This is a genomic window from Pseudoalteromonas sp. T1lg65, assembly GCF_051930985.1.
GTDB lineage: Bacteria > Pseudomonadota > Gammaproteobacteria > Enterobacterales > Alteromonadaceae > Pseudoalteromonas.
On the sequence record NZ_CP196838.1, the window covers coordinates 849,878 to 865,045 of the forward strand.

Below are 15,168 nucleotides of genomic sequence, written 5' to 3' on the forward strand. Positions count from 1 at the left end.
AATGCACCTACGACAACGCCTATTAACGCTATCTAACCAAGGAGAACACAGTGGCAGCATCACATGTTGGCATCTGGATGTATGAAAATGGCGGTGGTAAAGCCATAGAACAAAAACTTGTGCACCTACTAGCGGAACGCGGAATTCAAGCGAGTGTAGGACTAAACCTCAGAGATGCGAGGGCACAAGATGGCAAAATAATGTGTAACGGAGTGGTAATGGAAGAATTAGACGCCTTTCTCAGTTACAACGCCGGACAACAAACACAATTTCAACTCTACCTTTATCAAGTTCTTAGCCGCACCATCCCCACTCTCAACAATTTCAACGCTTTCTCTCTCGCCGAAGATAAGTTCAGAACTTCTCACCTACTATCCAGTCACGGAATTTGCACCGCGGATTACCGCCTTTGTCACAAAAATGATATGGATGGTCTGAAATCCGCTATTCGCGACTTTGGTGGTAAGTTGGTGTACAAGCCGACGGATGGTTGGGGAGGTGTAGGCATAGTTAAAATCGATGGTGAACAAGCACTGGACATGTTGCTGCCATTTCTCAGTCGTACCGATTTGCGCTACTTTTATGTAGAACGTTTTATCAACTATGACAATACCGACTATCGAATCGATGTGGTGGATGGCAAATTTGTTGGTTGCTATGGCCGTAAAGCACCAAAAGACGATTGGAAAACCAATATCACCAGCGGCGGCTCAGTGTTTGTCCGTGAGCCAAATCAAGAGGTGGTCGACTTAGCCATTCAGGCCGCTAATATTTTAGACCTAGAAATCGCCGGTGTTGATTTGATTTATGACCGTGAACGAGAACAGTATGTTGTGCTAGAGGTTAATACCATTCCAGCATTTGCAACCCCCGAACAAGAAGCGTTGGGACTCAACTTTAATAATACCAAGCTTAACGCCATGGTTGAGCTCATTGAAAAAACGATTCAACGCAAATCTGGTATTCACTCAGCGAAGGTGGCCTAGGGCAATGACAACCAAAAAAACACTTCCAAAAATTGGACTTTTGTATCTCGACTATGTACTGCGCTTTTTTGACAAATCTAACTTCAAAGGCTGGCCAGATAAAATAGAAACCGTCACCTACCATTGGGGGAATGATAAAGAGCGGTTTATCAAAGAAGTTAAACGCAAGAAAATTGACGTACTTATCGGTAATATCCCTGCGACCGCTTATGAGACATTTCGAGAGATTGCTCGTGCGCTTCCTGAAGTGAGATTTTTACCCTCTTTAGATAGCCAATTTTCTAACAAATCCAAAGAAAACGTCACGCATTTTTGCCGTAAATATGATCTGCCAACGCCACATACAGAAATCTTTTATATTCCTGAAAAAGCCCAGCAATATTTGGCCAAGGCGAGCTACCCAAAAATCATCAAACGTTCTTATGGTCCGTCCAACTATGGCGGCTACTTTGTACATAAAGTAGACAGCTATACTGAGGCAAAACAGTTACTCACGGAAAAGCGCTACTATCCAGTTTACGTGCAAGAATTTGTGCCGATGCAGGCAGACATTCGTGTCATGCTGGTTGGTCATAAACCGGTGTGTGCATTTTGGCGTCGACCGCCTGAGGGTGAATGGCTCACTAACACCAGCCAAGGTGGCAGCATGGATTATCAAGACGTGCCAAAGTCTGTACTAGACCTAGCAGCTAAGGCATCAAAAGCAGCCAACGCAGAATACTGGGCTTGTGACATTGCTTTGGGTGTCGATGGAAAACTCCGTATTTTAGAATGTGCCACCGCGTTTGCAGCGTTCCCCTACATCCGTGACTGGATCGGTCAGTATTTAATGTGGATGCTCGGTAGCGGTCGTTTCAGAAAGCCCAACATCCCGCTCTACAATTGGGAAGAGCTGGGCAAAATCAACTCAAATTTGCTACGCACTATGCGCCATATCAGTTTTTCTTCGTACACACCGAGCCAAGACTCTGGCGAGCTATTTACCGGTCTAGATGAAAACAACTATCCAATCATGGATGTGAAATATGACCCAAGTGAAGAATGGCCATCAGAAGTCTGGAATTTTCAGGATAATTACACGCTGCAAGCTACCAATATCAAAGCAAAGCAATACGCGCCGCTTCCAGGGAGTGATGAAAACAACTCTGAACTTAATAGCTATGCGCCAAGTGAATTTGATGAACAGCAACTAAGAGCGATTCTGTCTGAAGTGAAAGGTATTGGCGACAAAATGATTGATGAACTGCTATCAAGTTTTGGAGCGCCTGGCGTTGTAGAAGCCCTGAATAACGACCCTGAGCGTCTTTGCTCTGTCCGCAACCTGAAAAGCCGTAAGCTCGAACGTATATTATCTCATTGGCAACACGTGATGAGCCACAATAACTATCCAACACCTGCGTAATCACACCACCCGCTTGTTTGTTTACAAGCGGGTTTTGCCTTTCTCGGAGTATCTATGAAAATTCAATATGCGTCGTATCAAGACACCATCGACATGCTCAAAAAAGCAATGAGCGAACACCCTCACCTTATTCGGCTACAAAGCATCGGCGAAACTTGGGAAGGAAGACCAATTATGTTGGTCACGGTATCCCTTGATGTGACTTACGCCGATGATAAACCTGCATTACTTTACACTGGTTCCATTCACGCAAGAGAGTGGATTGGTAACGAGCTCGCCATTAAATTTATTCAGTATGTGATCGACAATTATCGCTTTAATCCAAAGTTACAAACCGCGTTAACGCGAAATACTTTGTATATGGTGCCCTGCCTAAACCCTGACGGCTTTGAATATTCACGAAACCACTTTTCATTCTGGCGAAAAAACCGTCGTAACAATGGTGATGGTTCGTTTGGCGTAGATCTAAACCGCAATTTCGATGCAAAGTTTATGCGAAACCAAAATACCGCATCAAACACCTACGGTGGTCCGCACGCCTTTTCAGAGCCTGAGACCTGCGCTATACGAGATTTTGTGGAGAGTCATGAGAACATCCGTATTGCTTTGGATTATCACTCACAAGGCAATGTGTTTTTTCCTGCCCATAAGTTCAACCATGAGGTTGAGATAGAAGGCACCGATTTAAATGTGTTGTGCGCCAACATGAACAACGAGATTAAAAAGGTAACTGGCCGGCAATATGGTATACATCGCGGCAAACCACCAGCACAACTGATCCATGGTAGTGGTCGAGAATATTACTATCGCAAAGGCATTATCGCCACTGTGGTTGAAGTTGGAACTCGGAATATTCCTGATTACATGAAAAATATGGCCGAAAGTGTCGCAGAAAATATTCCCGCTGTATTGTATGCGCTCAGTGAAGCCATTAACTATTCCCCACTTGCGCCAAACCGTGTCACTAATTTCACCATCGCTAACGTCAATCATGACAGCGCAGAGTTAGAGTGGGAATATGAAGAACGCGATGATATTTATTTTGAGCTATATCGCAATGAGCATAATAAGGCAGCATGTACTGAAGCCTCTTTGGTAGCCATTACCAAATCTTTATCCTTTATTGATCAACAGCTAAAAAGTGGGCATACCTACTTTTACAATATTCGCGCCGTGGACAAAGTGACCAAGATTAAATCCCCATTTAGTCCTGAACTGAGACTTCGCACCAAACTAGACAATCACCAATGTAGCCGCACACTATTTCCAGCAAGAGAGCATATTGGCTATTTGTCACAGAACTTTCTAGGTAAAAATAAGGAGCACTTTGGCTACAACTCAATGTTTATCGGCATAGATAAGAGCCGAGGTATCAGTGTTGGTGTAGTCGCATTCGACATCAGCAATATTCCTGAGGGTTCTCATATTGAAACGGCGCAGTTCTATTTGTATCCAATGAATCGTGTTAATGCGAAAATTGAAAAGTATGGTGAATGGTCTATTTCAATTCTAGACGCCAGCTTGCTTGACGATATTTACGACTTTCAGGTTATTACCGAAGCAGAGCCATTACATACTTTGGGACAAACCATTGAGTCAGACAAAATGACGCAAGGGATCTGGCTAAAATGGTCACTGAATGGTGTTGAACGTGCGTTACTCAACCGGCTATTGAGCCAACGCACGTTACTGCTACGCATTCAAGGCCCAGACCGATTGCCAGTTGGAAACGATTCCCAAGTAATGCAATTCGACATCGGTTACGGCCCATTTGGCAGCGGCCTACATTACCGCCCTAACCTTGAACTCATCTATCAGCTCCCCGAACAGTCATTAACCTTGAACGCTTCCTCCTGTAATACCATTTATCGCGATAAAGTGATTGCAGACAAATTGGCTTCAGGTTTTGATGACGAGGGCGAAATTGTATATGGGCAATTGGCATTTGAGCACGAACAACCTCTCGATCCCGAGAAGACCGTGTTTACTCAAGCCTGCTTAACCCTTCATAGTAATAATAGCTTGTCTTCCGCCAAGGATGTACGCTTTACCGTTGAGTTGGTTGAGTTAAAAGATGTTGATTTCAAACATGTAAAACAGCGGCAAAAAATTGAATACATTGGCTACGAAGTGAGTAACGCTCAGCTAAAAGAACGCACCACCCATAACTTCAATTTTGATAGTTACAGCCTGAACGAGTTAGCCCGCTTGTATCGTGCCCAGACACCGTTTTATTTTATTATTCGTGCCACTGCCGAGTCGCAGGCTCAGTCGGCGTTGATCAATTGGGCCGATTGCAGTGCTCAACAACCAGCACAACTGACTGTCCACTTTATTCGCCGTCGTACTCAAGCACTCCCCGCCCCGACTAACTTACAAACCAAGGTAGAAAATGGCGTGGTAAAACTAACATGGGACAACCCTGATAATGCCGATCTGGTCGGTAACTTTGTAGTTAGAAACCGCTTTCATCCACCGCGTTCGCCATTTGATGGCGTTAAACTCTATGGTGGTAAAGACGAGTATACTTTGGATAACTTTGGGACTTCAAAGCTCTCGAAATATTATGCGGTATTCAGTTATGACCACGTACCTAATTATTCGGAACCTGCCGTAATTTACTATCCCGGTGATACTGATAAACAAGCCTAATTCCGTTGTTTTCGGTGGTGCGTTAACGACATGTTTGACAGCGACGCACCACCAAACTTTTTACCTACAACTTTATTAATATATTAATACTTTAATATTTGTTTTGATTTCTAAAATAACCACATGAAAAGTATGGCTTTTAGTGCAACTCCTATCCCCAAAAAAGCAACGATAAATTAAAACTCCACTTTATATAGAAATTTTTATGTCTTATATAGATGTATAATGTAAATCCATTTCGAGCAACACTGAAATAAACGCATATTTCGTCTCTGTTTTAGGTCTTTGTTTTACCGATCATTTGGAGGTGATGAACCGACGAGTAAAAACCTTATGTCATCCATTTATTGATGGATGAAGTACGGGCTGCACTATGAGCCTTCACCGTTCTAACGAGCTGACAGGAGTAGTCGTATTGGTTGTAGTTAGCACAATGTGAACACTATTTACCTCAAAGGAGTATCCTTATGCTTTTAACTTACAGAACACGTGCAAAAAGCGTGGTCAGCAGTTTATTAGCACGTCCGACCAAAAAGGCTTTACGGCCTTTAACCACAGGAATAGCATTAACGATTGGACTACTAACCAGTGTTAATGCCACTGCGCTATCCACCGAGCTTGGTGGCTGTATGGAAGAAACAGCCGGATTTGCTGTGCAATGTACCGCAAATGACGTCGCGATTGCTGGTGTAGCAACGAATCCTGACGGTACACCTCAGCTAGAAATTTTAGATGATGGTTGTGCATATCAAGGTGACACGGTTTCCTTCACAGCGACTTTTGAAATAGAGACAACTTCAAAAGAACGTCATGATGTCGGGATCTATTTCGTCACCGATGGTGATCCTAATAATGATGGAGCTCAAAGTGGTTCGTGTAGTATATCAACGCTACCATTCCAGCCATCTCCACCTTGGTTAGACTTAGATGGAACTGATGATCCATTACCTGGAGAATCCACTCCTTCGGGCATTCAAGATCAATGTGGCGACATCAGTAAACCTGATTTTAATCCCTTATATCCAACATTTACGTTAACTGCGACTTGTGTTGACCCGGATAATGACGGTCAATTGAACTTGCCTTACTGTACAAGTTGGCGTCAAGCCGGTGCCAATGAATTGTGTACGGTACCGAGTGATGCGTATCCTGGTTCACCGTCAAAATGTAAATGTGATAACACCTTTAACATTCCAATTTCAGTCCCACCCGCGGAACTATTGGTTTCAAAAACGGCTGATCCAACGACGCTCGTAGAGCCTGGCGGTAGCGTAACCTTTACCGTTGCTGTGACTAACGTCGGCATTGATCCACAAAATAATGTCACTCTAAATACTTTGATGGACAGTATTTACGGCGATATCACGGTTGCTGGCCATGACGGTATTATCAATACAACGTGTAGCGTCCCACAAACGATAGTGCCGGATGACCGAAACCCCGGCGGTATAGATACATACACCTGTAGTTTTACGGTTGACCTAGTTGGAAATGCTGGTGATGTTGAAACCAACATAGTGACTGCAAGTGGCACCGACGACAACGGCAATAACCTCAATGGTGATGATGACGCCACCGTCACGCTTAGCGATTCAATACCCAGTATTACACTGGTTAAAACAGCTTCGCCCACAGAATTACTTGAGCCAGGCGGAGCAGTTACTTTTTCAGTGGTAATTAATAATACCAGCGCAGCCTCGTCTGATCCGGTAACTATCGATTCGTTAATTGACTCAATTCACGGAGACCTAAATGGTCAAGGTGATTGTTCGGTGCCACAACTTATTGCGGTCGGTGGTAGTTATAACTGTGCATTCACAGTACTTGTTAATGGTAATGCTGGAGACTCAGAAACAGACACCATCACTGCAACTGGTAGTGATGATGACGGTAACACCGTGAGTGCCAGTGACTCAGCAACTGTGGTTATCTTAAACACACCATCAAGTATTGATGTACTTAAGTCAGCGTCACCTGAGCTATTACACGAACCCGGCGGTAACGTGACGTATACTTATACCATCAATAACACTTCGACGGTGGATACAGTCACAATCACGGTGTTTGACGATGATAAACTGGGTGCACTGGATGGTCAGGGAAGTTGTTCATTACCACAAATTATTGCACCGGGTGGCACTTATAGTTGTTCCGTCTCAAGCTATGTTGCTGGCAATGGTAACTCATCCGTTACCAATATTGTCACTGTAACTGGTGTCGACGATGATGGTGAAACGTTAACGGATATGGCCGATGCAACGGTTAATATTCAAAACGTACAACCGGCAGCAAGTCTGGTGAAAACTGCGACACAAGCAGTGGTGACATATCAAGTAACGGTGTCTAATGACTCTGATGCTGAACCTCTGACACTAACCAGTCTGATAGACGATAAGTTTGGTGATATCACCGTGATTGCTGGAGATATTCAGTCTACTACGTGTTCTGTACCTCAAGTTTTAGCTGAAGCCACACAAGCCGGTGACAGCTACAGCTGTGAATTTAGTGCTATCGTTACTTCTTCACCACATGTGAATACAGTAACCGCAACAGTTGAAGATGATGATGGATCACAAGCAGTGAAGCCTGCTGATTCTGCTACTGTAAACTTTGACTAAAATTGTTTTATGTCGACTAAAATGCTGCGCCAAATTAGGCGCAGCATTTTTTGATTGAAGCATTTAGTGGCTAGCAGAAGTTACGCGTTACAATGCACACAGATCTTTGGCTTCGACACCATTCAACCGAATTTCCACCACCTGCAACGTGAGGAGTCACATTATTGTTCAGTTGCATTTGTTGACTAAGTGCTTTTAGTTTTTTCTTAGATAGACTGAGTTTCATATTATTTCCTTTAATGATTAGTCATGTCGTGTTTATTCACCGACAGCTAAGCCTAACAAAACCTCACCAAACACGCTCTTTTTATAAACTCAGCAACAATGAGTTTTACATTATTTTTTCCTTACTGATTAGTGCGGGCTTTGGGAATGTGGGAAAATCTACAGTAGATATTTGCACGCCAAACTGTCCACAGCAGGCTTGTGAAGACCTTATTCAGGGCAATTGAAAAAGCACTCTGGAATGTAATTATGGACCTAAATATGGACAGTCGCACAATACTGTTACTGCAATGACTGTCCTTGGATTATCCTGCGCTCAAAACAACAACGCCAAAATTGAGATTGCCACCTTTTAATCAGCAGCAATACCCATCTTGTTCGCTTTTTAGTTTGAAAAGTAGTTGCGAGATATTCTGCTACGCAACATTATTGTTGATCCCGAACAGAGGTTTCGCTCCAGTAGAGACATGAGTTTGAGTGCCTGCAAACGTACCTGTATTGATTGAACCCGCTTCGACATCAATATTCCAAAAGCCACCGTCCATAGTAGCGCCAGAATGACTATCAATCCAAATTGGGCTTCCAGCACTTCCCTTCGTGACAAGATCTTTTCGTAAACAAACAACCATGTCTGTCGAAGGCTTTTCATATCCTTCTACACAAACGATGCCCATTGCAACATAGCCATCTTGCGGAATTGGTAACCAAAAAGAACCGTTTAATCTCGCTCCCGATTTTTTGTCGTCATACATCAGTGAATAGTCTTGTGGATGTGTCAATGCACCATCGTCCAATTGCTTAACAACCACAACGCTGCCATTTGGCGCATCATAATTTCCTTGCCCGTACGAACCGATAGCATAAAATCCTACTGGAATATCGGTTGGGTTGTAGAAAGCCCCATTCATACCCGCGCCACTTTTCTGGTCGTCCCAAGCTAGCTTGAATGTTTTCACTCTTGCAATTTCAATCTTATTCATAGTTAAGTTCCTAATAATAGGTAAAATAAATAGTCATCATTTCTATTTCTTAAATGACTAAAAGATGAGATCAGATCTTGTTTTTCCCTTTGATACAATCGTCATAGGAAAAGGTAAAACCCGACTCCGATGAATCTGCAAAAACTATATCCAACACTCATAGCTCCGACCATTGTAAACAAAATGTTTGTCTGTTATTTTGATGTTAATGTCTGGATTTTTAAGTGCTCTAATGGATGTCTTATCAGGGAAATGAATATACTCACTTTTTTCACCGCCAATCGGTTCGTTAAAAAGTCACGCAATCACCTTATTGCTACCGCTGCTTTTTTGATCTATGTGGTTTTTTTGGTGATCACACACAATAATATTTTGCGAGTTGGTGCTATCAATAGTGAATCTATATTGGTTCCGGTTCCTCTACTTCTACTTGCACTGCACATTTGCTTAGTTTCTTCTTTGGCACTTGCGACGGATTGGTATGCAAGACTGTATAACATCAGTTTGATGTTATTTGGCTGGGGGAGCTTTATCTACTCAACTAATATGTTGGTAGAAAACGGAGTTCAGGTAACACCGTTGGTAACGAAACCTTTACCCATGTTGTTGGTTCTGGCATTAACCTTAAGCGCATATTTTTATATTCGAGCTAGGAAGGATAAACTACACAAGCGCAATAACGATATTGCTGCAGTGAAACTAAAAAACGAGGCTTATACAAAAAAAGAAGAAACCAGAAAAATACAAGAAGCAAAGTTTAAAAGTCATATGACTCCAATTACTACGGACTTTGCTTTATCCGTCAAACAGGTCATTGAAGAAAACCTGAGCGACCCAAGTTTAGATACTAAATCCATTGCCACCAAGTTGTATATGACGGAAAAAACATTCACTCGTAAGTTCAAAACTCAATTTGGTGTTCCCCCTGGTAGTTATCTGAAAAACATGCGCATGGCAAAAGCCTATGAATACTACTGCGATAAAATATATCCCTCACAAAAAGCTCTGTCGGCTGCAGTTGGTTTTAAAAGTCCAACTTATTTTTCACAACAGTTACAGTTGTATATTGTGAGCCAAAAAAACGATACGTTACCGTCAAGCAACCCTGTTAAAATCACAGAGAGTGATAGTCAAGAGAGCACTCAAACAGTAAAAAGATCTGATTGAGTGTTTGATAAATTAAAGTAACCATTAAAAAGGCTGCCCTTTTAACTTTCTTTCTGGGCTAAACCGACGTTTTTGCTAATTCCAAAAAGCGAGTCAAAATGGGCCGTTTAGACGACTTCGGTACGTATCTATTATGACTAACGAAGTATTGGTAGTAATGAAAAAGCTATCAAAATACAAGCGATTAGTGATAGCAGTGACCCAATTCGTACCATAACCTTAACCATAGATTCAGTAGTAACGGTTGCTGAAAATCCGTCACCAGCGATTGGAAGCGCTTGACTTGCACCTGTTACAGACGCAATCGTTATTCCCAACCAAATAAGTATAAATCCCAATGCACAGCCATAAGCCACAAAGATTTCTAAAGATAAAGGCAACGCAACCAGCGACCAGATAACACCAAAGATGGCCAAAGCCATTCCGCACTGAACAGCGGTTAAGTGACCAGAAAGAGCCATCCGAGAATTTTTTACAGCTGGTATCAACGCACCTTGTATTAGACCAACAAGGAAAAAGACAATGCCAATAAAGATGAGTTGTCTACCTATCTGAGTAAGTTCTATCATGATGTTCTCCATGCATGCATAGCAAGGCACTCAGTGGCGCTGTTTCCATCTACGTTACCGACGAAAGGCGGGGAACTTTGCTCATATTGGCTTTTAAATTTTTGTAACATATTCATTGTTTATTTCCATCGAAAAAACACATGGTAAACAACGGAATACTAAAATTCATTCACCTAGATTCATTTTTTAATTTACTCAATGTCTGTGGAGCGATGCCAAGATAAGAGGCTATATGATATGACTTAACTTGCTTAAATATAGAGGGGTATTCGTCAAGTAAACGCTCATATCTTTGGGCTGCGGTTTCTGACATAAGAGAAAGAACGCGTTTGTATGTTGCAGAATAATAGGTGTTATGTATCCATATCCTCGCTAAGATCTCCCATTTTTTTTCTTGTGATATAAACTTATCAAGCTCTGTCAGAGACACCACATAAAAGGCCGAATCTTCAAGAATCTCAAAGTTAAGCATTGACCCTGTTTTTTCATAAAAGCTGACACTATCGTCCATAAAGTGGTTTAGTCCATGTTTACTTTTTCCACGAAAATAGAGCTGCCAAGTATGTTCTTTACCATTCATATCACTAAAATATGATCTGGCTAAGCCACTTTTAATAAACCAGATCTCACTAAACACTTCACCTGCATGATGAACTGTCGTTCCTTTTTTGACATGCTTGAGGTTAAATATTCCGCATGCAGAGGCCCACTCGTCATCATTGATAGGAATATGCTGCTCAATCACTTTTCTAAAATATTTCATAGAACTGCATTTATTGTTTTTTTAACGCACGGTTATGGATGATTGTTATCGATGTCATACCCACATTTATAACACTTTGCTGTGGGTAAACGATATTTGTAACATCCCAATATTATTTGATTTTTGAGGCATTTTTTACAAGAGTAGCCTAATGACTTAAACACCAATAAAATGCCAAGCAACATTGAGCCAATATACAAGGGATTGATAAAAAAGTTATCAATCGTAGTCAGTTTCCGTTGATAAGCGATGATGCATACCACAAACAAAGCCAAATAAAACTTTAACGCAGCACTGCGCTTCAATTCCACCACTCCTTCAATGCGTTCCATCGCCCCATTCAGGGTCTGCTTATAGTTGAATAATAAAACGAACGCAGTGAGGTAAGCCAATTATTAAAGGTTCCTTACTGCAATCGCTTGTTATGTGGCTATTTAGCTATTTTAGCCTTTTCACTTTAGAATGCTTTTCAGATGAATACTCGTGGTAAATGTCATCTAAAAATCTTTTTAATTCATTTTCGTTTATATCAGGAGGAATTATTACGTCATATACTCTTGAGCGAATACCGGTGTACGATTCATTAAATAGCTGCCATTGCTGTTCTTTTTTTATCACAGACATTTGTTTACCAAAAACGTCAAACTTGATAATCACATTTAATCCTCCTAGGCGCAGTATGGACGCATAAGTGCTTAGCTAGAAACGCGAATAATGAGCGCACGCCAAGCGTAAGAGATTCCAACCACAATTAACGCGTTATTTGTTCTACTTTTAAACAGTTACGGATCGTGTAACTGGTTAATTTAAGAACGAGTGGTTTTCTTAAAAATGGCTACTGACATGAACCCTAAGACAGGTAATAACACCAATGTTAAAAATTGTGGTGCACCCAAAATGGCTGCCGACAAAATCGCAGCTGCCCACAAAAGACTAATTGCAATGCATTTTTTGTTGCATATTTTCATCATAAACTCCATCCAAAATTGATAGTGTCAATTGACAATTTAACAGCTAATTTGCAAGTTGTATAATCCGATGCAAAATGTTCGGTCTCCGTCTCAGTAAATTACAGCATGATCAGCACGAATTTTGGATAAAGGAAATTATCCACAACCTCTTATCCATGCACAAATAAAGAGTTAATTTTATTGGCGTCCAAAGGTCATGAGTGGTTGTACACTCTGACAAATTTGAGTGGCTATCCTGTAAATTTTTTAATTTTCCTGATATGCAAGTTACTCTATGGTTTTGACCATATGCAACATCTCAGGTTTAAAACCAAGATTCTGATAAAAACTATTTGCCTTTGAATTGCTTGCAAATACTTCAAGGTGCAACAAGCGGCAGCCCAGTTTTTTAGCCCAACCTTCAGCTGCGGCCATTAAAGCCCTACCTACACCAAGTCCTTGAGCTTTCGGTAATACAGCCAAAAGAGGAACAGTGCCACAATTTTCACCCGTAATACCATCTTTGCCTGTACGAACATGAATAAAACCTAGAGGGGTATTCTCCGACTCGGCAATCAGTGTTGTATTTGGTGTTGATGTTTGGGCAAGCATTTCAGAAATATAGTTATCCTGCATTTCTTGAACTGCATCGTCAGTATGCCAATCTAGTTGCGCGACCTCAGCTAGACGAGGTGAAAGCTCAAAAATGAATGCATGATCGTTTTCATTTGCTTTTCTTATTACTATTGCATGATCCATATAATTTTCACTCGCTAGACCAGATTGTATATAGACATAATGGCTTCCGCACGGTGCTAGTCTCCGCATCTTCGTGAGTTAGCCAAAAGCCAGAGCCATAATTAGTTTGTAAAGTAACTAAACAGCTGAGGCTACCATGAACAAACATAACATACTTTTCATTAGCTTAGATACTCATAAAGAGTTCGTTGAAGTCGCTTATTGTGACGAACAACAAGGAGCAAAGAATCAAGCAGTCACCTGCGGATTTAACGTCAAATTGTTTTGCCGCTTTGAAAACTCGTCCTTTGATATTTCATAAACCAAACCATCGTGCCAACCTGTCTCAAGTTCTAAGCACTGTTTACGAACTTCTTTGAATTCCATCCTTAACTTTTCCATCAATGCCTTTGATTGGTGATTTTCAACCGCGCAGATTGCACAAATAAGCTTTACTGGAAATTGCGAGAATAGCTCAGTGATAAATTGCTGCGCAGCTTCATACCCAAACCCTTGACCAATGGCTGCGCGAGCCAAGCGAAAACCGATTTCGCCGCGTTGTTTGGTTTCGTCAAGATACTTAAACACCAGCTCGCCAATGAGCTGCCTGTCACAACGCCGCTCAATCGCTAGAATTAACCGCTCTTGTGGTAAGCCAGCCCATACACGACATGCCATATCTAATCTGGCTTTTGCTGACTCCATGGTTGCCGGTGCACCGATGTATTTCGCCGTAACGTGATCCCTTCGGTGTAAATACACAGCCTCTAGATCGCTTGGTTTCATGCGCCGAATCACTAGCCTTTGTGTGCAAAACTCCATACTTAACCTCTTTCTAATTGCATATTCGGCATCGCTATAGACAGATGCCTCCAAGTCACTAATAACAAAACCGCGCATCCAAGTACTAACCAGGCCAAAGACACACTATCGCTTAACAGCCATTGATTAACCCACCATGCAAGGCACGAAAAGCAGAGCAACTCGATTGCACCAACCAATGCATTCGTTGTACCCGGTTGTTCAGGATATAACACACCTATCAAATGCATATAACTGGGAAAGTAAGCACCAAATACCAGCATAATTGCTGCATAAGCAATTAAAATCGCAACCGCGCTATCACCTGCGACTAACAACAACCCCGTACTCAATAGCAAAAATGGCCATAACCAAAGAACAATCTTGAGGTAACAGTGTCGTTTTTGTAGCACCTTGGCTAATGTTGCACCGACCAATAAACCACACATGGAGTACATCATCGCTTGACCAATTTGAGATGCAGAAAAGCCAAATTTGTCAGCTAGATGGAATGGCAAGTATAACTGTATGGTTAAATACAAAAATGTGGGTAGCCATTTTAAACTAGCCAAAGAAATAAATGATTTATCTATAACTAGTTGATAGTAATGAGAAATCAAGTTGGCAGGTCGAATTATCGAGGTTGTTTTGTGGCGTTTTGGAATAACCATCCATCCAAGTATGGTAACAGCAAAAAAGTACACTGCTGCCAATGCAGACATCCCCTGCCAACCAAGGTAAATAGACAACGCGCCCGCCGTAACAGGTGTAATAATCGCCGTAATACTCAAAGACATGGCTAACGTCGCCATGGCACTTTTTAAACGCGCTCCAGATAAATTAGCAGCCAAGATTGTTCGACCAATTAATACAGGTGAAGCAGCTCCCACCCCTTGTAACACTCTACCAATAAAAAACAGCTCTGCATTTTGCGCTATTGAACAACATACGGTGCCGACCAATAAAACCCCCTGTCCCCACATAAACAATGGCCGATCACCAAATTTATCGCGCAGCGGTCCAACTAGCAGTTGCGATGCACCCAAAGTGGTGAAATAGCTAACAACCGCGGCTTGACTTAAACCTGGAGACAAGGCCAAAGACTCTGTGATCTCTGGCAGCACCGGAATATAAATCTGGCTGGCTAGCTGAGAACAAGACATTAATAACATAGCGAGTATTACAACTAACGACACGAGACACTCCAAATTTTCAATAGAGAAAGCGGTAACAGCGGAAAGTGACAAACATGTTCAGCTTTAAAAAAGCTTCACAGTTTGATTTAACACTATTCTATAGTGGTTTTAATTTCCTAAA

The 15,168-nt window shown here is 41.8% G+C and carries 13 protein-coding genes; 5 read left to right on the forward strand and 8 right to left on the reverse strand.

The genetic code is table 11. From position 1 onward, the window contains the following. The first annotated feature begins 50 nt into the window (after positions 1-50). From ACSLBF_RS20815 to ACSLBF_RS20830, 4 genes are all read left to right on the forward strand, one after another. Positions 51-986 (forward strand): ATP-grasp domain-containing protein, encoded by a 936-nt coding sequence (locus ACSLBF_RS20815; protein ID WP_440056549.1) that lies wholly within the window; start codon positions 51-53, stop codon positions 984-986. Positions 987-990: 4 nt separating this feature from the next. Beyond that, positions 991-2,388 (forward strand): ATP-grasp domain-containing protein, encoded by a 1,398-nt coding sequence (locus ACSLBF_RS20820; protein WP_440056550.1) that lies wholly within the window; start codon positions 991-993, stop codon positions 2,386-2,388. Positions 2,389-2,442: 54 nt separating this feature from the next. After that, on the forward strand, positions 2,443-5,040 hold the full coding sequence (locus tag ACSLBF_RS20825; RefSeq protein WP_440056551.1) for a M14 family zinc carboxypeptidase: 2,598 nt from the start codon (positions 2,443-2,445) through the stop codon (positions 5,038-5,040). A gap of 467 nt (positions 5,041-5,507) precedes the next feature. After that, a complete protein-coding gene (locus ACSLBF_RS20830) occupies positions 5,508-7,658 on the forward strand; it encodes a DUF7507 domain-containing protein (protein ID WP_440056552.1) in 2,151 nt (716 codons plus the stop codon). A 70-nt stretch (positions 7,659-7,728) separates the two neighbouring features. Here the strand turns inward: ACSLBF_RS20830 and ACSLBF_RS20835 are convergent, their stop codons facing one another. Then, on the reverse strand, positions 7,729-7,884 hold the full coding sequence (locus tag ACSLBF_RS20835) for a hypothetical protein (protein WP_440056553.1): 156 nt from the start codon (positions 7,882-7,884) through the stop codon (positions 7,729-7,731). A 415-nt stretch (positions 7,885-8,299) separates the two neighbouring features. Then, entirely contained in the window at positions 8,300-8,863 is a 564-nt protein-coding gene (locus tag ACSLBF_RS20840) for a Vps62-related protein (protein ID WP_440056554.1), read from the reverse strand. A 252-nt stretch (positions 8,864-9,115) separates the two neighbouring features. On the opposite strand from ACSLBF_RS20840, the gene ACSLBF_RS20845 reads away from it, so the two are divergent. Further along, positions 9,116-10,030: a helix-turn-helix domain-containing protein gene (locus ACSLBF_RS20845; protein WP_440056555.1), complete on the forward strand. Its 915-nt coding sequence runs from the start codon at positions 9,116-9,118 to the stop codon at positions 10,028-10,030. 137 nt (positions 10,031-10,167) lie between these two features. Here the strand turns inward: ACSLBF_RS20845 and ACSLBF_RS20850 are convergent, their stop codons facing one another. The 6 genes from ACSLBF_RS20850 to ACSLBF_RS20875 form a co-directional block, all read right to left on the reverse strand. Beyond that, positions 10,168-10,599 carry a hydrogenase gene (locus ACSLBF_RS20850; protein ID WP_440056556.1) on the reverse strand — a complete coding sequence of 144 codons (432 nt, stop codon included), beginning with the start codon at positions 10,597-10,599 and terminating at the stop codon, positions 10,168-10,170. 169 nt (positions 10,600-10,768) lie between these two features. Then, positions 10,769-11,362, reverse strand: a complete 594-nt coding sequence (locus ACSLBF_RS20855) for a Crp/Fnr family transcriptional regulator (RefSeq protein WP_440056557.1) — start codon at positions 11,360-11,362, stop codon at positions 10,769-10,771. A gap of 438 nt (positions 11,363-11,800) precedes the next feature. Next, positions 11,801-12,019, reverse strand: a complete 219-nt coding sequence (locus ACSLBF_RS20860; protein ID WP_440056558.1) for a DUF7661 family protein — start codon at positions 12,017-12,019, stop codon at positions 11,801-11,803. A gap of 581 nt (positions 12,020-12,600) precedes the next feature. Continuing rightward, a complete protein-coding gene (locus tag ACSLBF_RS20865; protein ID WP_440056559.1) occupies positions 12,601-13,071 on the reverse strand; it encodes a GNAT family N-acetyltransferase in 471 nt (156 codons plus the stop codon). A gap of 228 nt (positions 13,072-13,299) precedes the next feature. Then, positions 13,300-13,836 (reverse strand): GNAT family N-acetyltransferase, encoded by a 537-nt coding sequence (locus ACSLBF_RS20870; protein WP_440056560.1) that lies wholly within the window; start codon positions 13,834-13,836, stop codon positions 13,300-13,302. Positions 13,837-13,874: 38 nt separating this feature from the next. Further along, on the reverse strand, positions 13,875-15,047 hold the full coding sequence (locus ACSLBF_RS20875; protein WP_440056561.1) for an MFS transporter: 1,173 nt from the start codon (positions 15,045-15,047) through the stop codon (positions 13,875-13,877). Positions 15,048-15,168: the final 121 nt, after the last annotated feature.